This window comes from Psychrobacter aestuarii, from assembly GCF_904846035.1.
GTDB lineage: Bacteria > Pseudomonadota > Gammaproteobacteria > Pseudomonadales > Moraxellaceae > Psychrobacter > Psychrobacter aestuarii.
Window position 1 is genome coordinate 1,212,487 of the sequence record NZ_CAJGYT010000001.1, and the last position, 21,048, is coordinate 1,233,534.

Sequence of the window (21,048 nt, forward strand, 5' to 3'; positions counted from 1 at the left end):
ATAAAGCCGATTTTTGGCACGAGCGCTTAGCCTGCCAGATCGTTCATATTGACAATCGGCAGCATCACCGCCATGACAATCACCATAACCACCGCGCCCATCAACACTAGCATAAGCGGCTCTAATAAGGACAATAACGTGCTGATAAAATTGGTCGCCTCAGATTCCTGCATCACCGCCGCGCGGCTCAGCATCTCTTCTAGCTCGCCTGAGTTCTCCCCGCTTTTTATCATCTGCACCATCATCGGCGGAAAATAAGGCGACCTCTCTAACTGACCTGATAAGCTCGCCCCTTCGGTCACGCGGTCAGCGGCATGCAAGATGGCTTGCTGGATATGTAGATTGGTCGTGACCGCCGCGCCGATATGCAGCGCCTCAATCAGCGGCACGCCTGAGCGCACAAGAATCGCCAAGGTACTGGCAAAGCGGGCGGCATTTAAACCTTTTGAGAGCCGCGCAAGAATCGGTAGCTTGAGGGTCGCACTATCGACCATCAGCTTGCCTGCGGGCGTACGCACAAAGCGCAACGTGAGTATCACAAATACTGTCAGCACCGCGAGCATCAGCCACCACCACGTGGTAATCAGCTGCGACAGCCCCATCACCACTTGGGTAATCCACGGCAGCGCTTGCTCAGATTGCTCAAACACTTTGACAATTTTGGGCACCACAAAGCTCATCAAACCCAAAATCACCAGCGCCGCGATGACCATCAGCACGATGGGATAGACCATCGCCCCTTGGATTTTTTTTTGTAAAGCAAAGCGGTTTTCGGTGTAGTCTGCCAGCTGATTTAAAATCAAATCCAGATGTCCTGATTTTTCGCCAGCGGCAATGGTTGCGGTGTACAACGGTGGAAAGCTGGTCGCCTGCTGCAAGGAGCGGGCAAGGCTCATGCCCTCTAGGACGTGACCGCGCACCCCAAGCATCAAGGATTGAATGTGCGGCTTTGGCGACTGCTTGGCGACGGCAGCGAGACTCTCTTCTAGCGGGATGCCTGACGCGAGCAGCACGGAGAGCTGACGGGTCAGTAGTGCCAGCTCGTAGGCGCTGGGCTTTTTATAGCGGCGGTCTTTACTGCCTTTGTCCTCGACCGCTTGTACCTCAATGGGCGACCACGCTTTGTCGCGCAGTTGCTGGCGCACTTGACGCGCAGAGTCGCCCTCGAGCAGCCCTTTTTGTAGAATACCGCGGTCATCAAGGGCTTTGTAATGATAAGCTGGCATAAGGCTACCTATGGTCGGCGGGCAACGGGGCGTCAGGTTTAAAAGGTCAAACGGTTAAAACAGCGGTGTGGAGTCATTGCTGTCAGGCATGATGCCTTGTAACAAGAGCGCGTCTAAATGCTGCTGCTGCAATTTTTTATCAAAATCATTGACCTCAGCGATGAGCATTTTTTCAATGCGCTTGTCGGTGGCGTACACGCTCAGCCGCGCGCAAATCACCGCCAGCTGATAGACTCTTTTTTTACAATAACCGTCCAAGCCTTGCAACAAACGCACCATATGCGGCGTGCTCAGACTGGCATACTCATAGCCGCCAATCATCTGCGCGCCCAATGGGCTGACGCTATAGCCCACCGACAGATGCGCGCAAAAATAGCAGCCGAACAGATAGCCGACCACATGCCCAATATAATAGGCGCGGTCATAGGTAAAGCTGCTGACACCAAAATGCCCAAGCACATAGCTGACCAGACTGGCTTGATCAAGGACAGGTTTTGGCTGCTTGAGCTTGCCTACCGTGGGCAGCTGTAATGGGTTGCTGCCATCTTGAACACTAAACTGCCAGCCTGCAGGCGTTTGCGCGGGCATATGGCGTATGATGTCTGCGATGATGTCATCGACCACGTGCAGCTGTTGCCACAGCCGAGCCAATGGCGCGGTGTCTATCAAACCGCGCTTGTCGAGCTGCTCTGCCAACTGGTACTGCTGGTATTCCACAAACTGTGTCTTTAGCGTCTGTACCAGATAGGTGGGGCGCTCATGTTCAGGCATGGTGTACAGAAGGCGGGTGCGCTCGTGCTGCTGCTGATAAAGCGCCAAGCGCTGCTCCGCGACGCTGCTCTCGGTGGTCGCCTCTGTCGCCAACGCCGCGTCCTTACCCACCAAAAAACGCTCAAGCAGTGCCGCCTTATCCAATGACGCGTCTGCTGACGTAGAATCTTGGATTGATGCAAAAGTCGATTGAGTCGTCATATACCATCACCCACCAAAAATAAATGTCGTACACCCATCACGGCAAGCAGTTGCTGCGCTGTTGCGCCATTTGCTGCCCGCCTGTGCCTACTTTTATTATATCGTATCTGCCAGCAGATAGCTTGACTGCATCGTATCTGCACAGACACCCGCGCGCACAGGACACGCAAAAAAATAGCGCCAAGTCATGAACACTTGGCGCTATCAAACCTCACAAAATATCGTTTTAAACCCTAAAAGCCATTATTAGTGACGACTAAGCAATCAGCCGACCTTGATACTGCTGGCGGTACGCTTTGGGCGAGACGCCATACACACGCTTAAACGCTTGGCTAAAGGTCGAGTCCGACGCATAACCGACCAGCTCACTGATACGACTGATGCTGTTTTGCTGCAAGCGCAAATAACGCGCTGCCAGACGCAAGCGGTAATCAATCAGGTACGTCAAAGGCGGCATCCCCACCGTATCACGAAAACGCTGCGCAAAACTTGAGCGCGACATACCTGCCACTTCAGCGAGTTTATGAATCGTCCAGTTTTGATTTGGCGCGTCGTGCATCACCGCCAAAGCCTTTGCCAGATACGGATCTTTCATTGCCTGCAGCCAGCTGTCTGTCGCCTCAGGCAGGCTTTCGATATACGTGCGCAAGCATTCAATCATCATGATGCTCGCCCAATAGTTAATCACCGCCGTTTTGCCCATGCGCTCGTATTCTGACTCCAAGGTCAGCAGCTTCACCCCCACATCCAGCACCTCAAAACGGCTCTCAGGCTGGTCTTCATGCTCGGGCAAAATGGACGGCAACACCGACAATAGCGGTCGTATCATCTCTTTATCATAATGGCATTCAATCAAAATCAAACGCGAGCTGGACTCGCCATGACGCTTGATAGTGACCACGTGATCGGTTGCATTGCGCAATGTTTCGTCTAATGGCTCAGCACCGTCGCCATGATGATCGAGCGCATAGCAAACGTGCTGATACGCATTGGGTATCATAATCATATCGCCAGTATAAGCTTTGCGTGAGCTGTTACCGACGTTGATACAAAAACTGCCTGACAGAACCAAATAAAACAGAATCGTGTCTTTTCTGGTGACCGAATACGACCAGTCTCCTGACACATTCAGGTTATAATATTTTGTATCACACAAATGCACGTTTTCTAGTAGCATGCTAAGTGCATCCATTAATTACTTCCTCTACAAGGTGACGCAAATAAACCAAGCCTAGAAACATAAACCACCTAGCAGACGCGACACAAGCTAAATTGCGGATTATGGACTGCAATTAAAAACATACATACGCTAGACACATGATAACGGGGTGTCTATCAAACACACAAGTGGTGGTATCGCAGGTAGTAGGGATGATTTTTTGATGGTGATTCAGACACAAAAAAATTGCCCAAAACGGCAATAGGAATGATTCAATAAGAATAACAATGCGATAAAGAAACGATGAATAAATGAATAATATCTTAGAATAAGACATTGGGGCGACTGATGGGACTCGAACCCACGACAACCGAGATCACAACCCGGGGCTCTACCAACTGAGCTACAACCGCCATAGATAATGTCAAGAAACGACATGAGAGCAGGCAAAATGGCACGCCTGGCAGGGTTCGAACCTGCGACCACCTACTTAGAAGGCAGGTGCTCTATCCAACTGAGCTACAGGCGCTCTTAGAGGCTTTTTATATACTACAGATAAAAAGGGATTTTATCCAATAAACGTACATAAAAAAAAGCCTGTACGGCTCTTAGAAGAGATGGTCGGAGTGATAGGATTCGAACCTACGACCCTCTGGTCCCAAACCAGATGCGCTACCAAACTGCGCCACACTCCGATGCTTACTCTATCTTCGATAAGGTGATAATCTGTGGTGACATCGCTATCGCCGCGTTGTTTATCTCCGCTATCGAGGTGCATATATTAAGGGGTGACCGATGTATTGTCAACACCTATTTTCTATTTTTTTATAAAAAATTTACATGCCGCTATTTGTGCGGTTTGAGAGGCGCAAAAACGGCGGCATGATTATGACATTATCAGCCATCGACGGCATCTGTGCCTTCTAGCATTAAGCGACCCTGTAAGACATCAAACGGTATCAGCCACAAGGTCGGCGTATTTGCTTTTGTGGGCGTGCGCGCAAGCGTTAAGGCAGTCGGTGCGGTCGGGCACAATACAGGGTACACCAGCCATGCTGTTGGGGCATCGTAAGCGGCGGCATAGCTCATCAACTGATACGCGTCTTGCACCCCGACCAAAGACGCATGCGGCACGTACTTCCATTTGACATCGATGACGTGACTGTATGTTTGTTGCCCATCACGCCGCGATGACACCACCACGTCTGGCTGCACGGTCAAGTGCGCCTGCCCTGCCGTATCTTGTAGCCAGCGGGCGCGCGGCTGATACTGCACGCGGTACTGCGCCTCTGGTGCATGGGCGCTCAGCTGGTTTTGAACACACCCACTCACCCACTGCTCAAAGGCATGGTTCATATTAAGTAGGATACACAAGCGCAAAGGCATATTGTCCCTGCCCTGCGCAGCAAAGACGCTGCCTGACGGGGTACGCGGCGGCTGATGTGTCAGCAGCCAGTGGCTCAGCGTCAACAGCTGCTGCGCGGCAAGGCGCGCCTGCCCGCTTAATGGCTCAGTGCGAATATGGCGCTGCGCCAGCTGATAACTGACCGCTAACTGCTGACGCTCGCTGACGCTCAAGCAGTCGATACGCTGCCAATAGTGACGCGCGCGCTGCCACTGTAGTGCCACAGACGTTTTGGCAAAACGGGTGGTCATCAAAGCGTCTAACAGCTGCAAAGCGCTATTGATAAAACGGTTGACGAGGGTGTTGTGACTGCGGCGGCTGACTTGGCACGCGAATTTATGCGGCTGGTGGGCGTTTTTTTGTAGGTGCTCGCGCAGCATCAGTTTGCCTTGCAAGCGCGTGTCATTCACCTCTGCTGTCATATAGGCGGCAGCCGGTCGATAGGCAGACAACTGCTGCAAAAACTGATGCGGTAGCCATGTCGATAATGGTGGCTGAGCATCCATCGGTGTTAAGGGACGCGCAAACTGCCGATAGTGACGCTGCTGCACGCGCTGACCGCTCAAATCAGCGAGCATACAACTCACCCATTGCCGACCGCGCTGTACGGCTGTCGCCTTGTCTTCGTGTTGCTGCTGCCCGGCAATGCGTTTGGGCAATATCTCAAGCACCCTGCCACTTGGCAATAAAACCATGCCGATATGATGACCGATTTTAAGCTGCCAGCGCCCGCGCACCCGTGAGATGCTAAAAACAGGCAGCTCTTTGGCTAGTAGCCACGCAAAATCATGAGCATCAGCAAAATCTTGCGCCTCAAGCCGCTGATGCTCAAACACGCTCATCACCTGCGTGTGCTCTACCCTCGCCGTGTCACGATGCATCGGCATACAAGCGCCAGTAAACTTGAGGATGGGCAAACGCGCCAACCCCTGCGACCAAATCAGGATGACAGTCCAGACCAAGCGTCACCGAGGGCGCAAAGCCGCCCAGCCCGCCAGCAAAACTGCCGCCACTCATGCCGTCCTCATCCCAAGCGGCGGCGGGCATAGCATCAGCAGGCATCGGCGGCGCAACGACAAACTGCTCGTCACGCGGCTGCTCGCTGTCTTTAAAAATATACTGAACCACCGCCATCTGCGTGCCAGCCAGCTGCAAGAGCTGCGGAATCACCTGCTGTACCAGCGCTTGCTGTAGCTCAAAGAGCGACGTGACATGCCAAAAAAACGCGTGCCCCAGCTGCGCCTCAGCGCCAAGACTGTGCACAATGCGCTGATTAAGCCCTGCCAGCAGACGACCCAAATCAATCTGTAGCGTGCTGTTTGTATCGGCAGCAGCGACATCAATGCTCGGTAGCAGCTCAGGGCGCGGCGGACAGGTAACAAAGCGAAAACGCCGCCGCAATGCGGTATCTAAAGGCGCAAGCGACTGGTCTTGGGTGTTCATAGTGGCATAAATATCGACATTGTCAGGCACGCCAAAATGGCGACCCGAATACGCCAGCTGCACCTGCATCGCCTGCGCTTGCCCTAAGCGCTTGTCAGGCTCAATCAAGCTTAGCAGCTCCCCAAAGACGCGGCTGACATTGGCACGATTAATCTCATCAATCAGCATGGCGTAGCGGCTGCTTGGGTCATTTGCCGCGCGCTGACACAGCTGCAAAAACGCACCATCTTGTACCTGATAGCTGAGCGCGCCGCCTTGCGCCGCCGTCACAGGGCGAATGCCCTCGACAAATTCTTCATAGCCATAGGCTTGATGAAAGCTCACCATGCTGTAGCGGCATTTTTGTTGCGGGGCACTGTCACAGGTTTGCTGCCACTCTGCCAGCTGCGCGGCAAGCTCGGTCAATAGTGGCAGGCTCTCAGGCAGCAGATACCATGCGCCGCTGACGTCTTTGTCAAAATACGCTTGCGCGGCGCGGTTTTTGTAACCGACGGTGGTGGAGTCTTTACAGCTGTGCCGCTGTAACTCGGCTTGTACTGTATTTGGCAAATGCTTATCGCGCTGGTTGAGTGCGGCTTTGGCTAAAAAAAACGGATGCGCGCACAGCTCAGGGACTTTGAGCAGCTCTTTGTGCTGCTGCTTAAAGTCCAAAAATATCAGACACAACACCTCACGCCAGCTGAGCGCCACCAGCATCTCCCGCAGCAGTGTCTGAGTGTCCATACTCGGCAGCACGTCGGTATATGCACGGGCAATCTGTAGCAGCTGGTGCGTCTTGCCCGTGCCAGCGACGCCCGTATAGATGACGTTATCAATCGAAAAAACAGAATCAGACATAAACACACTCAGTTGAATGACCGATGGCGAAGCGTACTGGCAAGGCGCGGGCTTCGCTGCACGCATCGGACATATTTTTCTTTGGTTTTCTATCGCGCCACTTGGCGCAAAACGTGCTGGTAATGCTAACATAACCCGATACGGGGTAACCGCTCACACAAGGACGTTTGTATGTCAGAATCAAAAGACAAGCTCAGCCAAGACCTCACCAGTAACGATGCTGTGCAAGACACCGTGCCGCCCATCCGCAATCAGTTTACGCGGCTGCTCGCTTTGACCAAGTACTTGCCTGCCAAAGTACGAAGCAGCATCTTGTCCAAAACCTTTGGCAAAATGGTGCCCTACGTGGGCACGACGGGTCTGCATTACGAGACCGTCACTGCCAGCGAAGTCATCGTCAGCCTGAATAATCGCAAAGCGGTACAGAACCATATCGGCTCTATCCATGCCGTTGCCGTCACCTTACTTGCCGAGACCGCCACAGGTTTTGTACTCGGCATCAATCTGCCTGCCGACCGCGTGCTGCTGATTAAATCGTACAGCGTGCATTTTTATCGCCCCTTAAAACAAGGTCAAGTGGCAGCGGTGGCGAGTCTGTCAGAGGCGCAGCGCTTAGAGATTATCAATACCCCAAAAGGTGAGATGGTGATTCCGTGCGTCATTGATGACCGCGAATCGGACAGCGAGCGCGACCCCATCACCGTTGAGATGACGTGGGCGTGGATTCCCAAAGCCGAGCTGGCGGCACGCCGTCAAGGCATCGCGCACCAGCCTGATGCCGCATCGAGCTAGCCGCACGCCTGCCCTGTACTCTAACCGCGTTTATAATGCCGCGTAATCATTTGCAATAGCCGCTGATGCTTACAGCGTACTGACCATGGTTGACACTGTAGCGCTGCTCTCTTTGGTCACGCGCAGCACTTCTTCGAGCGTGGTGTTGCCTGCCAGCACTTTGCGCAGCCCGTCAGCGCGGATAGAGGGCGTTTGCTGGCGCACGTAGTCTTCTATCTCATGCTCCGCGCGGTGGCTGTGAATCATGCGTCTTAACGTATCGTCTACTGGCACAACCTCATAAATCGCCGTCCGTCCCTTAAAGCCTGACTGGCTGCATTTGTCACAGCCGACAGGTTTGGGCAGCTTCGGCAGTTTGTCCAAGCTGATGCCCACTTCAACAAACAACTTTGCCTGTTCGCTGTCCGCCTCACTCCACGTATGGCAATACGCGCACAGCGTGCGCACCAAGCGCTGCGCCACCACGCCGATAAGTGATGAGGACAATAAAAACGGCTCAACGCCCATGTCTTGCAGACGCGTCACCGCGCCAATCGCGGTATTGGTGTGCAAAGTGGACAGCACCAAATGCCCCGTCAACGACGCTTGAATGGCAATCTCCGCCGTCTCAAGGTCACGAATCTCGCCCACCATCACCACGTCAGGGTCTTGGCGCAGCATGGCGCGCAGACTTTTGGCAAAGGTCATGTCCACCTTATTATTGACCTGCGTTTGTCCGATGCCATCAAGCTGAAATTCAATGGGGTCTTCGGCGGTCAAAATATTGCGCGTCTGGTCATTTAAGTCGCTGAGCGCCGCATACAAGGTGGTGGTCTTGCCCGAGCCTGTCGGACCTGTCACCAAAATAATGCCATGCGGGCGATGAATCATCTGCCGCAGCTTGTCATAATCAGAATTGGACAGTCCAAGATAGGTCATGTTCAGCCGCCCTGCCTGCTTATCGAGCAGACGCATCACCACGCGCTCGCCAAAGCTTGAAGGCAAGGTCGAGACACGCACATCCACCTCACGCCCCGCTAGACGCAGACTGATGCGCCCATCTTGCGGAATGCGCTTTTCGGCAATATCGAGCCGCGCCATGACTTTGATACGCGACACCAACAGCGGCGCGAGCTGGCGCTTGGGGCTGATGATTTCTTTTAACTCGCCATCGACGCGAAAACGCACCACCAAACGGCGCTCAAAGGTTTCGATATGCACGTCCGAGGCGTTCAAGCGAATGGCCTCTGACAGTAGCGCATTAATCAGGCGAATAATCGGCGCATCGTCCTGACTGTCCATCAAGTCTTCGGTCTCAGGCACACTGTCGGCGAGCGAGTCTAGGTCGGGATGGTCTTCAAGCCCTGCGGCGATGTGCTGCGACTCACCTGTATTGCTGGCGTAGGCGGCGGCTAGGCGCTTATCAAACACATCGCTGTCAATACGCTCAAACGTGGTCTGCATCACCCCTTGCTGCTGCAAAAAGCGCTTGGCTTCATTGAGCGCATTTAAGGGCGTGCTTGCGGTCAGCATCAGCGTCGGTGGCAAGGTGCTATCGGGCGCAGGCACCAACAAAATCTGATGGCGTTTGGCAAAGCTGTAAGGCAAGGGCATCATGGCAGTCACCGCTTAGCGCACCAGATAAAGTGTGCGCTGAAAGACAAAAATAAAGGCATTGGCCGTGCTATCATCAGGCATAAACACGCATGGCTGTCACGGCGACACCCGTGCTGACGCGCCCCACTTAAATGGTTACGCCGAGTAACGCGTGTCCGTAAGCCGTGCTGAGTTTGTTATAATACCACTTTGTGCGCTGCAATAAATACCGCATTCCTTTGGGTGCAAGGCGCGGGGTAGCACAGGCTTTATGGCACTATTTACCCCAGTTTATTCATCATGATTCTCATGTTTTTATTCCCCTACTTACTTAAATCATCAGGATGTTTGTTATGACGCAGACCGCTTCTTATGGCGCTGACCATGCCCGATTGTTAGATGACAGCTTTACTGTGGGCAGTCGTACCTTTTCTTCACGTCTTTTGGTAGGAACGGGCAAGTATCAAGACTTGACGCAAACGGGCGAGGCGATTGCGGCTTCGGGTGCTGAGATTGTCACGGTGGCGATTCGCCGTACCAACATCGGGCAAAACCCCGACGAGCCAAACTTATTGGACGTGATTTCTCCTGACAAATACACCATCCTGCCGAACACTGCAGGCTGCTTTGACGCCGACTCTGCGATTCGTACCTGTAAGCTTGCGCGCGAGCTGCTAGATGGGCATAATCTGGTAAAGCTTGAAGTATTGGGCGATGAGACGAGCCTGTATCCCAATGTGGTCGAGACCATTAAAGCGGCAAAGGTGCTCATCGATGACGGCTTTGAAGTGATGGTCTACACCTCAGATGACCCAATTGTGGCGCAAGAGCTTGAGAGCATGGGCTGCTCGGCGATCATGCCACTCGGCAGCTTGATTGGCTCAGGCTTGGGTCTGTTAAACCGCCACACATTAAGCCTGATTATCGAAAATGCCAACGTGCCTGTGCTTGTAGACGCGGGCGTGGGCACGGCATCAGATGCCGCGATTGCGATGGAGCTTGGCTGTGATGGCGTGCTGATGAACTCTGCGATTGCCCATGCCAAAGACCCTGTCATGATGGCACATGCGATGCGTCACGCCGTCTGGGCAGGACGTGAGGCGTTTTTGGCAGGACGTATGCCGATGCGCAAAATGGCGCAGGCCAGCTCACCGCAAACGGGCTACTTTTTTCAATAACCTATCATCAGCGCACGTGTGCCACGCCCAACAACAACGACAGTAAAGGCGCGGCACAGGCGGCTGACAGTTGAGGATTTATCATGCGTTTATTAAACGCCGTTGACCAGTTGTTTTTATGGATGGAGTCACGCAGGCAGCCCATGCACGTGGGCGGTTTATTTTTGTTTGAGCTGCCTGACGCGGACGACACCAGCAGTGACTTTGTCGGTCAGCTGGTACGCCAGATGCAGACCTCCAATGTGCCGCCGACTTTTCCGTTTAACCAAGTGCTCGACCGCTTGATGTTTTGGCAACAAGATGATGACTTTGATGTTGAGCATCATTTTCGCCATGTCGCTTTGCCTGAGCCTGCCAATGTGCGCGAGCTGCTGCGCTATGTGTCCAAAGAGCACGGACGGCTGCTCGACCGCGCCATGCCCTTGTGGGAATGTCACGTCATTGAGGGTCTTGAAGCGGAGTCGACAGGTCGCCCCGAGCGCTTTGCTTTATATTTTAAGATTCATCATTCCTTAGTCGATGGCATCGCCGCCATGCGCTTGGTACAAAAGTCCTTGTCACAGTCGGCGACTGAGCCGATGACCTTGCCTGTCTGGTCGCTGATGACCCGCCACCGCAACCAGATAGACAACATCTTGCCCAAAGACAAATCCATTGGGCGCATCGTCAAAGCGCAGCTCGGCAGCATCGTGCCTGTGTGCCGCGAGCTGGTCGATACCATTCGCCATCATGGCGATGACAACTATGTCAGCACCCTCGATGCGCCGCGCAGTATCTTAAACCAGCGTATCTCAGCCTCACGCCGTATTGCCGCGCAGTCTTATGATATGGCGCGCTTTCGCACCGTATCGGACGCGCTCGGCGTCAGTATCAATGACGTGGTGCTGGCGGTGTGTGCAGGCGCGCTGCGTGAATACCTAAAAAGTATGGACGCGCTGCCGACCAAGCCTTTGATTGCTTTTGTGCCCATCTCTTTGCGCCGTGATGACAGCATGGGCGGCAATCAGGTGTCGTTCGTACTTGCCAACTTGGGCACGCATTTGGACAACCCACTGACCCGCGTACAGCTCATCCACCGCAGTATGAACAGCGGTAAGCAAAAATTCAGACGCATGACGCCAACGCAAGTGATTAATTACAGCGCCCTTGCCTACGCATGGGAGGGCATCAATGTATTGACGGGTCTGTTCCCGAAAAAACAAGCCTTTAACCTGATTATCTCAAATGTCCCTGGCGCAAAAAAACCCCTGTACTGGAATGGCGCGCAGATGACCGCGCTCTACCCCGCTTCTGTGGTGCTTAACGGTCAAGGCATGAACATTACCTTTGCCAGTTATTTGGATAAGATTGAATTTGGTATTACCGCCTGTAGCAAGCTACTGCCGCACGTACAAAACATGCTCGCACTATTGGACGATGCCTTAACGGAATTAGAAACACTTAGTAAAGACGCGCTACCCTTAACTGACGTGACCGCCGATACCAAGGAAAACCAGCGCCTGACCCATACGGCAAACACGGGCGACGACGCTGCCGACGCAGCACCACCGCAAAGCGCGACTTAAAAAAAACGATAAAACAAAAAAAGCTGACTCATCATAAGTCAGCTTTTTTATTGCTTAGCAATGATGATTGCTTATAGCACATTGTTCCAAGCAGGGACAACCACTTGCATGAGTGGCTTTAAAAGTTTGACGTTACACGCGAAGATAGAGCCTGTGGTCATAGAATCGTGCGCGCCTTTATGGTCAACCACCACGCCGCGTGCTTCATTGACAATCAGCTCGCCCGCTGCGATGTCCCAAGGCTTGATAGACATCTCAAAATAGCCATCCAAACGACCTGCGGCAACGTAGCACAAGTCCAGCGCGGCTGACCCCAAACGGCGTACCTGACCGCCCGCTTCGTGCACACGGCGCAAGCTCTCAAAATGCTCAGCGGCATAAGACACAGGCGCGCCATCTTTCATACGCTCGTACGGATGACCTGTGGTGAATAGACCGCCGTCTAAGGTTTTGCGTTCGCTCACGCTGATGCGGCGCTGGTTTAGGCGTGCGCCTTTACCACGGCTCGCTGAAAACATCTCGTCACGGACAGGGTCATAGACCACGCCATGCTGGGTCACGCCTTTGTGCTGTACGGCGATGGACACGCAGAACTGTGGCAAGCCGTGTACGAAGTTTTTGGTGCCGTCTAGTGGGTCAATAATCCAGCACCAGTCTGCGTCTTCGCCGCGACCTTCTTGATAGCCGAACTCTTCGCCTAGGAAGGAATGATTGGGATAGCTGCTCTTTAGCGTTTCAATCGTCAGCTCTTCGCTAAAGCGGTCGATGCGCGTGACCAGACCATCAATGCCTTTTGACTCAATATCAAATTCGATTTTGTGGCGGTTTTGGTGCGCGTGTAAAATCTCAGTACCAACTTTTTCTGCAGCGCGGGCTGCGATGACGACCATGGGTTCCATAAATAACCTATCTGTGTGAAAAAAAGTGAAAGAAGAACGGGGTTAAAACAGCCATACCAGCACAGAAATACGCCAAGTCCAACCCTCAGTAATGTACTGAAACGACTTGCCATAGCAAACCATAAGGCACTACTGACTTGCCCCGTGGTCATCATCCATGCTGTAAAACAATAAGCACCTACGGCAAGTAGGTGATGGGTTGCCAAGCGCGCTGCGTCAACACGCCCAGCCAATCAACAGTACATCATACGTAAAATAATATGGTACAGCGAACAAACAGCGCCGCCGTTATTTGTCTAAACAGAAGCTTGGTAAATCATATAAATAAAAACAAACCACCGTCACGACAAAGCGTCACGTCAAAACAGAGACTGAGCCTCTACGCGGCAATGGTACGAATCTGGCGCACGATGCCATCGGCATCTAAGCCACAATCTGCCAGCTGCTCGGCAGGCGAGCCATGCGCGATAAAACGGTCGTCAATGCCAATATTATAAATGACGCACGGACGCGCTGTATAGGCAGCTGAGTCATTGAGCAGGTATTCATTCACGGCACTGCCCGCGCCGCCCATAATCATATGCTCCTCAGCCGTCACAATATGGGTGACGCCATCGGCAATCAGACGCTCTAGCATCTCGGTATCGAGTGGCTTAACCCAGCGCATATTGATAACACTGACCGCGCAATCAGCGATAAAGTCGCTGCTGTCTGGGTCAGTTAAACGCTCGGCGCTGTCTACCGCTGCCGCAACCATCGTCCCAAATGCCAAAATCGCAATGTGCGTGCCCGCTTGCATATCGCCGTACTGAGCTTCTAGGACCGCTTTGCCAATCGGATAGCACTCGGCAGGACGGCTAATCGGCGCACCAACGCCCGCGCCACGTGGATAACGCACGGCGGTACTGCCTTCGTACTCATAGCAGGTATTTAATAAGTGATAGCATTCGTTTTCATCTTTGGGCGCAGCAATCAGCATATTGGGCACGCAGCGCAAAAACGCGTAATCAAACACGCCCGCGTGCGTCGCGCCATCTTCGCCGACCAGACCCGCTCTATCGATAGCAAAGGTTACGTCCAAATTCTGTAGCGCCACGTCATGAATCAGCTGGTCATAACCGCGCTGCAAAAAGGTGGAATAAATCGCCACAATCGGTTTGACGCCTTGGGTCGCCATGCCCGCCGCGACCGTGACCGCGTGCTGCTCAGCAATCGCCACATCAAAAAAGCGCTCAGGATATGCTTTGGCAAATTCGGTCATGCCCGAGCCTTCTTCCATCGCTGGGGTAATGGCGAGCAGCTTATTATCCGCCTCTGCCTTGTCACACAAAAACTGCCCAAACACTTGCGAGTATTTTAAAGCAGGTGCAGGCTGTGGCGCGGCTTCCGCTTTGCTGTTGTCCGCAGGCAGTTTGCCAATCGCGTGATAGCCCACGGGGTCAGCTTCGGCAGGCGCAAAGCCTTTACCTTTGGTGGTATAAATATGGACTAAGACAGGACCTTTGACTTGCTTGGCACGGCTTAAGACGCGCAGCAGCTCAGGCACATCATGGCCATCAAAAGGACCAAAATAGGTAAAGCCAATCGCTTTAAACAGGTTGTCTTCTAGCTTGGGTACCGCGCGCTGCTCGGTGTGGCGCTTGCGGCGGTCAAAGGTCTGCATGTCGGGGCGTTTTTTAATCGCAGGCGTACCGTCTTCGGTAATATCGACCTGATAGCCTGACTCCCACAGCATCGCTAGGTGGCGCGAAAAGCCACCAATCGAGCACGATATCGACATGTCATTGTCATTTAAGACCACCAATAAATCGGCGTCTTGTTGCACCGCGTCATTCATCGCCTCAAACGCCATGCCGCCTGTCATCGCGCCGTCACCGATGACGCACGCCACCGTTTGCGGGCGGTTTTGGTAGCGCAGCGCAAGGCTCATGCCAAGCCCTGCCGAAATCGCGGTCGATGAATGCCCCACGCCAAAGGTGTCGTATACCGACTCAGCGCGTTCAGGAAAGGCGGTCAAGCCGTCTTTAGCACGGATACTTGTCAAGCGTTCACGGCGACCTGTTAGGATTTTGTGCGCGTAGGCTTGATGCCCCACATCCCAGACGATTTGGTCCGCAGGCGTGTCTAATAAATAGTGCAATACTAAGGTCAGCTCGACCACACCAAGGTTGGCACCAAAGTGCCCACCGCTTTGCCCAACGGAGTATAATAAAAACAAGCGCAGCTCGTCTGCAAGCGTGATGAGCGCCTCAGGACTGAGTGCAGAGAGGTCGGCTGGACTGTCGATGGTATCGAGTAGCGGCGTGGTAGGACGAACATGCGGTATCGCTGTATATGTCTGTTGCAGGCCAGTAGCGTCTGTCGCGGGTGCCGATGTGGGTGACCAAGACTGTGAGGGATGAGGTGACTGCTGCATAAATCTTACGATACCTACCAATCTACTGACAATTTATTATGAATCATATCGTCATGCACTTTAGCATAGACGACACAGCTTATCTGTTTGTGACTGTGTAACAGGCGCCTATACCCGACACAAACGCTCAATCAAGACTGCACGCGCATCACGGCTGGTGACGCTACAGTAATGCAAGCACAAAGACTTGTCACTGTATCCGTCAAAATAGTATGGCATAATAGCATTTTTTTTTAACTGTCGCTTCAATCATCGTGCGTCGTCTGTGAACTTTATGTGTTTTTATAACAAACCCATCCGTTCACACCCCGTGCGCCCCATCGAACCTTGTTATCACTTTGATACCTATCGCGATTTGATGGATTCCGCGATTGCACCGTATGTAGGACATAATGTCATATCAATTTATCACCAGTGCCAAATTACCGACTCGTCATGGCGAGTTTGATATTCATATTTTTGAAAATGAAGCAGGTCAAGAGCATGTGATGTTGACCGTTGGGCTGCCCATCGACAGGCAAAGCGCACCTACCGACACCCCTCCCATCCCCTTAGTACGCATTCACTCAGAATGCTTGACAGGCGATGCCTTCAGCTCGCTCAAATGCGACTGCGGACCACAGCTAAACGCCGCCATGCATGCCATTCAAAAAAGCGGCTGCGGGGCGATACTGTACTTGCGCCAAGAGGGTCGCGGTATTGGCTTGACCAATAAAATCCGTGCCTACGCCCTACAAGACCAAGGTCATGATACCCTCGATGCCAATTTAATACTAGGATTGCCCGCAGACGCACGCATCTACGATATGTGCAAACCCATGCTGGATCATGTCGGGGTAGATAAGGTACGCCTCATCACCAACAACCCCAATAAGCTTGCGTATCTGGTTGAGCATGGTATCGAGGTGGTCGAGCGTGTGCCGCTATTGGTCGGCGTCAATGATGAAAATGCCAGCTACCTTGCCACCAAGCGTGATCGTATGGGACACTTGCTGGACAATGAGTTTTAATCTGCTTTTTATAGGGAGCCGCCGAGCGCTATGAGTGACACCACCGCACAGACCCAAGACCAACACGACCCCGCTGGCGTACCTGACAGCGAAGCCATCGCTCGTGTGCGCGCCTTTTTGTTAGATTTGCAAGCACGTATCTGTGCGGCATTAGAGGCGCAAGAAAGCGCTGGCGGCGGTAGTGCACGCTTTGTCCCTGACAATTGGGAGCGTCCTGAAGGCGGCGGCGGTCGCTCCTGCGTTTTGGCAGATGGCGAGGTCATCGAGAAGGCAGGCGTGATGTTCAGCCATATCCACGTCCACAACCTGCCCGCCTCGGCAACCGCGCGCCACCCTGACATTGCAGGTCGCCGCGCCCAAGCGATGGGCGTATCGTTAGTCGTGCATCCCAAAAACCCCAACGTACCGACCAGCCATGCCAATGTGCGTATGTTCATTGCTGAAGCGGCAGGCAAACCGCCGATTTGGTGGTTCGGTGGCGGTTTTGACTTGACCCCTTATTATCCTGTGATGGCAGACTGCGTGCATTGGCATCAGGTCTGCCATGACTTGTGCGCGCCGTTCGGCGAGTCGGTCTATCCTGACTTTAAGCAGTGGTGCGATGAGTACTTTCATCTGCGTCACCGTGATGAGCAGCGCGGTATTGGCGGGCTGTTTTATGATGACGTGAATACCGAAAGTCGCGGCTGGGATTTTGAGACTTGTTTTGGGTTTATGCAAGCGGTTGGGCAAGGGTATTTGGATGGCATCGTGCCCATCTTTGAGCGCCGCCGCGAGACGCCGTATACCGAGGCGCAGCGTGAGTTCCAGCTGTATCGCCGTGGACGCTATGTCGAGTACAATTTGGTCTATGACCGTGGCACACTGTTTGGGCTACAAAGTAACGGGCGCATTGAGTCGGTATTGGTCAGTATGCCGCCGCTTGCCAGCTGGCATTATCGCTTTGAGCCTGAGGCGGGTACGCCTGAATTTGCGCTCACCGACTATTATCTTAAGCCGCGCGAATGGCTGACGAAAGACTGCCCGTTAGCCAGCTAATATCAATCAATGCTATCAGTCAATACTGAAAGCTACCATAAAAAAGGTCAGTGCTGTGAAAGTGCTGACCTTTTTGCGTTGTTTCAGCCTGCATCGCTTTTTGCCCCGCCGCAGGCAAGTAACCATTCATGAACAAAAAGGCACGCAATTACTATAGCTCGCTTGCTTTGGTTAAGGCTACATTGTGTTGTAAAAGGGCTAACCAAGTGTTTGCTATTTTGATTTTTCCTAACCTGTTTGGGTTACGGTTCATTTTTTATTGTCATGCGGCGGCGCGTCTGCACCATGACAATGTATTGTTATAATTAAGGAGTTTGTGATGTCATTATTTAATCGTACCTGCGGGGTAAAATCGGCGGTCACTATGGCGCTGATCAGCGCAGCAGTAGGCTTGAGCGCCTGTAGCCAGTCCGCGAGTCCAGACATCAAGGCTCGTGAAGACATTATGAAAAGCTGGGGCGATGCGATGGGCGTCATGGGCGATATGGTCAAAGCGCCTGATACGTTTGACGCGGCAGTGTTTAAAGAGCAAGCCGCATTCTTGGCAGACAGCGCCGACAGCCCGTGGACGCATTTTCAAGATGAAAGCGCCAAAGGCGGTGCGATGGATAGCGTATGGAGCGACGCGGACGGTTTTAGCAGCGAAGCGGATAAATTTAAGCAAGCCACCGACGCGCTTAATCAAGCAGCACAAGGCGCAAGTAGCGTTGAAGATGTCCAGCCTGCCTTTGCAGAAGTGGGTGCATCGTGCAAATCATGCCACACCGAGTACCGCGCAGAGAGCTGATCTGAGCCAGATCTGCCAATAAAAAACCGCCTAAGCATACTTGAGCGGTTTTTTTATGCGCTAAAGAAGCAATCAATCGCCTTGCTGCGGCAGGTTGTCATCAGGGATGGCGCTTTGGGTATCTTGTGTCTCTTGCGTCGCGGTTGCTTTTTGCTGATGTGCGTCTTGCTCTTTTTTCTCTTGGGCTTTTTGGGCTTGTTGTTTGTCATGCAGTTTTTCGACCACCGCATCGACAGAAGCGTCGCTTAAATCTAGCGTACGAATGGGGAACGGAATGTTCACGCCTGCAGCATCGAGTTTGGATTTAATCTGCACAATCACTTCGTGAATCGAGGCGACTTTGTTGGCTTGCGTGCCATCATCAATAAACCAGCGCACCATCAAATCAATGGACGAATCACCAAACCCTGTGGCAATGACGCTTGGTTTTTGGATGCGCGATACGCTGGTTGAATCTTCAAGCGCTTGGATAATCTGCGCTTTTGCGCCCTCGATATCGTCGTCGTAGCCGATGCCCACACCCACTTGTAGACGGCGCTGCTTATACGCGGTATTGACGGTTAACGCTGAGGTATAGAGGTCAGAGTTGGGAATCACTACTTGGCGACCGTCATAGGTCTTGATGGTGGTGGCGCGGATTTTGATATCCTCGACCGTCCCTTCGTAATCGCCTGAGATGATTTGATCACCGATACGAAACGGCTCAGAGAGCAGCAGCAAAATGCCTGACAATAGATTTTGAAAAATGTCTTTAAATGCAAAACCAATCGCCACCGAACCGATACCCAGTGCGCCAATCAGTTTGGCAGGGGTAAAACCAGGAATAGAGATGACCAGCGCGACCATAACGCCAATAAATAAAATCAGTGCGCCGCCCACCCGCTGGAATACTTTGACCAAGTTTTGGTGACGACTGCGCGCGCCCAAAAGCTTGTGTATCACCTTTTTAAAGACAATGGAGAGCAGCCAAAAAATGGCAAACACAATCAGCGCGGCAACAAAGTACGGGGTACGCTCGATAAAATCCGTGCCCAGCTCATTGGTCGTTTGCACAATTTGCTGATAAATCGTTAATCCATTGTCTAATGTGAGACTGCCATCCGAGGTAGGCATAAACTGACGCTCCTTATCTTATCGTTTTTATGGTCGTTTTGGACTTATTGTTATTATTGTCGCGATACTGCTGGCACACAGGCAAGCAGCATCACTATTATTGGCTTATTTAGCCCATTAGGCCCGCTTGGACAATCTCAATCCAGTAGCCGTCTACGTCTTTGATAAAGGCAATGTTTTTCATGTTGCCGTCTTCAGGACGTTTTTTAAAGGTGACGTTGTTGTCATCGAACCATTTAACTGCCGCGTCCAAATCAGGCACGCTAAAGCAAATATGCCCAAAGCCTTGTGGCTCGGCATTGCCGTCATGGTAGCTAAAGTCGTCTTTGTCTTCGGTGCCGTAGTTGTGCGTCAGCTCAAGAATACCGCGCTGGCGAAAGGCATAAATGGCAAGGTCTTCACCTGCTGGCAAGTTGTCGCGCTCTTCGTCGGTCAGCTTTGCCAAAAAGTACAAATCAAAGCCCATGTCTGGGAATTTTTTGCGCTCAAGCAAGGTCATGCCAAGCACGCCTGTATAAAAGGCTAAAGATTTTTTGGGGTCTTTGACGCGCAGCATGGTGTGGTTAAAGGTAAAGCCATTGGTCTGCGTGCTAATGGGCTGCACGCCGTCGGCTTGGATGCTGTTTTTGGGTTGTTCATTGGTTGAGGACATAAGTCTCCCTTATTTTTGGTGTCGTTGTCTGTTGTTATCGGTGTCATAAAAAATATCGACCGAGACACAGTGACAATCACAATGATAATCACAGTGACAATGGCGCACGGGCGGCGTCTTTATTTATGATAATAAAAAAATGAGCCTTTACGACTGTGGTTTTGTAAAGGCTCATACATAAGGCGCACGCGATAAGCACTTATTAAGCGCTTATAAAGTAAGTGTTAGACGCTTAATCGGTGCGCTATCAGAGGCAGTTTTTAGGTTTCAAAAAACTCAACCTTGCCTGTTTTTAGGTCGTATTCTGCGCCGACAATCAGCAATTTGCCGCTATCGCACAGGTCTTCTAGGATGCGCGAGCCGTGCTTTAACTGGCTGACCGACATGCGTACGTTGGCACGGATAGAGCTATCGACCAATTTATCAGTATCGACGTCTTGACCTGTCGCTGAGGCGAGCTCATACAGGTTGTAGACGCTTGGGCGAATACGGTCCACGATAGACTGCAAGTTCGGTGAGTAGTTTTGCTCAGGGTTTAAGATGGTGTCCACGCACGCGGTGACCGCGCCGCAATGCGAATGCCCAAGCACGACAACCAGCTGAGTGCCGAACTGCTCGGCGGCAAACTCAATCGAGCCAATCTGTGAGGGTGCAACGATGTTGCCCGCCACACGAATCACGAACAAATCGCCCAAACCTTGGTCAAAGACAATCTCTACAGGAACGCGCGCGTCCGAGCAGCCAAGGATGATGGCGAACGGCTCTTGCTTGTCCACCAGCTCAGGGCGTTTTTGGGTCATCGGGTCGGTGCTGGTCAGACTGGTGACATAACGCTCATTACCATTTTTGAGCAGTTCAAGGGCTTCTTGTCCAGAGGTAGGGCGTTTACGGTCTGTCATAAGGTATCCTTCAGGTATTTAAAAGAAAAAATAGCATGCTCCATCAATGAGTGAACAGTCATGCACGCATACAATGTTAACA

General features: G+C 52.5%; 17 protein-coding genes and 3 tRNA genes. 6 read left to right on the plus strand and 14 right to left on the minus strand.

The window, feature by feature from the left end; translation table 11 throughout:
- Window positions 1–26 precede the first annotated feature (26 nt).
- From gspF to JMW05_RS05010, 8 genes are all read right to left on the minus strand, one after another.
- Entirely contained in the window at window positions 27–1,226 is a 1,200-nt protein-coding gene (gene gspF, locus JMW05_RS04975; protein ID WP_201504263.1) for a type II secretion system inner membrane protein GspF, read from the minus strand.
- Window positions 1,227–1,280: 54 nt separating this feature from the next.
- Entirely contained in the window at window positions 1,281–2,198 is a 918-nt protein-coding gene (locus JMW05_RS04980; RefSeq protein WP_227691447.1) for a hypothetical protein, read from the minus strand.
- A 256-nt stretch (window positions 2,199–2,454) separates the two neighbouring features.
- Window positions 2,455–3,390 carry a helix-turn-helix domain-containing protein gene (locus JMW05_RS04985; protein ID WP_201504264.1) on the minus strand — a complete coding sequence of 312 codons (936 nt, stop codon included), beginning with the start codon at window positions 3,388–3,390 and terminating at the stop codon, window positions 2,455–2,457.
- 304 nt (window positions 3,391–3,694) lie between these two features.
- Window positions 3,695–3,770, minus strand: a tRNA-His gene (locus JMW05_RS04990).
- A gap of 39 nt (window positions 3,771–3,809) precedes the next feature.
- Window positions 3,810–3,886: transfer RNA gene (locus JMW05_RS04995), tRNA-Arg, on the minus strand.
- A gap of 89 nt (window positions 3,887–3,975) precedes the next feature.
- Window positions 3,976–4,052: transfer RNA gene (locus JMW05_RS05000), tRNA-Pro, on the minus strand.
- 202 nt (window positions 4,053–4,254) lie between these two features.
- Window positions 4,255–5,649 (minus strand): 5-methylcytosine restriction system specificity protein McrC, encoded by a 1,395-nt coding sequence (locus tag JMW05_RS05005; protein ID WP_201504265.1) that lies wholly within the window; start codon window positions 5,647–5,649, stop codon window positions 4,255–4,257.
- A complete protein-coding gene (locus tag JMW05_RS05010) occupies window positions 5,633–7,042 on the minus strand; it encodes an McrB family protein (RefSeq protein ID WP_201504266.1) in 1,410 nt (469 codons plus the stop codon). The genes JMW05_RS05005 and JMW05_RS05010 overlap by 17 nt, the downstream gene beginning before the upstream one ends.
- Before the next feature lie 171 nt (window positions 7,043–7,213).
- On the opposite strand from JMW05_RS05010, the gene JMW05_RS05015 reads away from it, so the two are divergent.
- Window positions 7,214–7,834 carry a DUF4442 domain-containing protein gene (locus JMW05_RS05015; protein WP_201504267.1) on the plus strand — a complete coding sequence of 207 codons (621 nt, stop codon included), beginning with the start codon at window positions 7,214–7,216 and terminating at the stop codon, window positions 7,832–7,834.
- Between the two features lie 69 nt (window positions 7,835–7,903).
- Here JMW05_RS05015 and gspE read toward each other — a convergent pair whose 3' ends face one another.
- Window positions 7,904–9,430 (minus strand): type II secretion system ATPase GspE, encoded by a 1,527-nt coding sequence (gene gspE / locus JMW05_RS05020; protein ID WP_201504268.1) that lies wholly within the window; start codon window positions 9,428–9,430, stop codon window positions 7,904–7,906.
- Window positions 9,431–9,762: 332 nt separating this feature from the next.
- Between gspE and JMW05_RS05025 the strand changes: the two genes are divergently transcribed.
- Together JMW05_RS05025 and JMW05_RS05030 are read left to right on the plus strand one after the other, a co-directional pair.
- Window positions 9,763–10,587, plus strand: a complete 825-nt coding sequence (locus tag JMW05_RS05025; protein ID WP_201504269.1) for a thiazole synthase — start codon at window positions 9,763–9,765, stop codon at window positions 10,585–10,587.
- 83 nt (window positions 10,588–10,670) lie between these two features.
- Window positions 10,671–12,152 carry a WS/DGAT/MGAT family O-acyltransferase gene (locus JMW05_RS05030; protein ID WP_201504270.1) on the plus strand — a complete coding sequence of 494 codons (1,482 nt, stop codon included), beginning with the start codon at window positions 10,671–10,673 and terminating at the stop codon, window positions 12,150–12,152.
- Between the two features lie 71 nt (window positions 12,153–12,223).
- Here the strand turns inward: JMW05_RS05030 and JMW05_RS05035 are convergent, their stop codons facing one another.
- Together JMW05_RS05035 and dxs are read right to left on the minus strand one after the other, a co-directional pair.
- Entirely contained in the window at window positions 12,224–13,051 is an 828-nt protein-coding gene (locus tag JMW05_RS05035; RefSeq protein ID WP_201504271.1) for an inositol monophosphatase family protein, read from the minus strand.
- A gap of 379 nt (window positions 13,052–13,430) precedes the next feature.
- Window positions 13,431–15,467 (minus strand): 1-deoxy-D-xylulose-5-phosphate synthase, encoded by a 2,037-nt coding sequence (dxs, locus tag JMW05_RS05040; protein WP_201504272.1) that lies wholly within the window; start codon window positions 15,465–15,467, stop codon window positions 13,431–13,433.
- 392 nt (window positions 15,468–15,859) lie between these two features.
- Here dxs and ribA point away from each other — a divergent pair, with 392 nt between their 5' ends.
- The 3 genes from ribA to JMW05_RS05055 all read left to right on the plus strand — a co-directional run bounded on the left by ribA (window position 15,860) and on the right by JMW05_RS05055 (window position 18,302).
- Window positions 15,860–16,477 carry a GTP cyclohydrolase II gene (ribA, locus tag JMW05_RS05045; RefSeq protein ID WP_201504273.1) on the plus strand — a complete coding sequence of 206 codons (618 nt, stop codon included), beginning with the start codon at window positions 15,860–15,862 and terminating at the stop codon, window positions 16,475–16,477.
- A 30-nt stretch (window positions 16,478–16,507) separates the two neighbouring features.
- Window positions 16,508–17,515 (plus strand): oxygen-dependent coproporphyrinogen oxidase, encoded by a 1,008-nt coding sequence (hemF, locus tag JMW05_RS05050; RefSeq protein WP_201504274.1) that lies wholly within the window; start codon window positions 16,508–16,510, stop codon window positions 17,513–17,515.
- A 319-nt stretch (window positions 17,516–17,834) separates the two neighbouring features.
- Window positions 17,835–18,302 (plus strand): c-type cytochrome, encoded by a 468-nt coding sequence (locus JMW05_RS05055; RefSeq protein ID WP_201504275.1) that lies wholly within the window; start codon window positions 17,835–17,837, stop codon window positions 18,300–18,302.
- A gap of 72 nt (window positions 18,303–18,374) precedes the next feature.
- Here the strand turns inward: JMW05_RS05055 and JMW05_RS05060 are convergent, their stop codons facing one another.
- The 3 genes from JMW05_RS05060 to JMW05_RS05070 form a co-directional block, all read right to left on the minus strand.
- The gene (locus tag JMW05_RS05060; protein WP_201504276.1) at window positions 18,375–19,415 is read right to left on the minus strand and encodes a mechanosensitive ion channel family protein; all 1,041 of its coding nucleotides are present in this window, start codon (window positions 19,413–19,415) and stop codon (window positions 18,375–18,377) included.
- A gap of 109 nt (window positions 19,416–19,524) precedes the next feature.
- Window positions 19,525–20,067, minus strand: a complete 543-nt coding sequence (gene gloA / locus JMW05_RS05065) for a lactoylglutathione lyase (RefSeq protein WP_201504277.1) — start codon at window positions 20,065–20,067, stop codon at window positions 19,525–19,527.
- Between the two features lie 260 nt (window positions 20,068–20,327).
- Window positions 20,328–20,966 carry a carbonic anhydrase gene (locus tag JMW05_RS05070; protein WP_201504278.1) on the minus strand — a complete coding sequence of 213 codons (639 nt, stop codon included), beginning with the start codon at window positions 20,964–20,966 and terminating at the stop codon, window positions 20,328–20,330.
- Window positions 20,967–21,048: the final 82 nt, after the last annotated feature.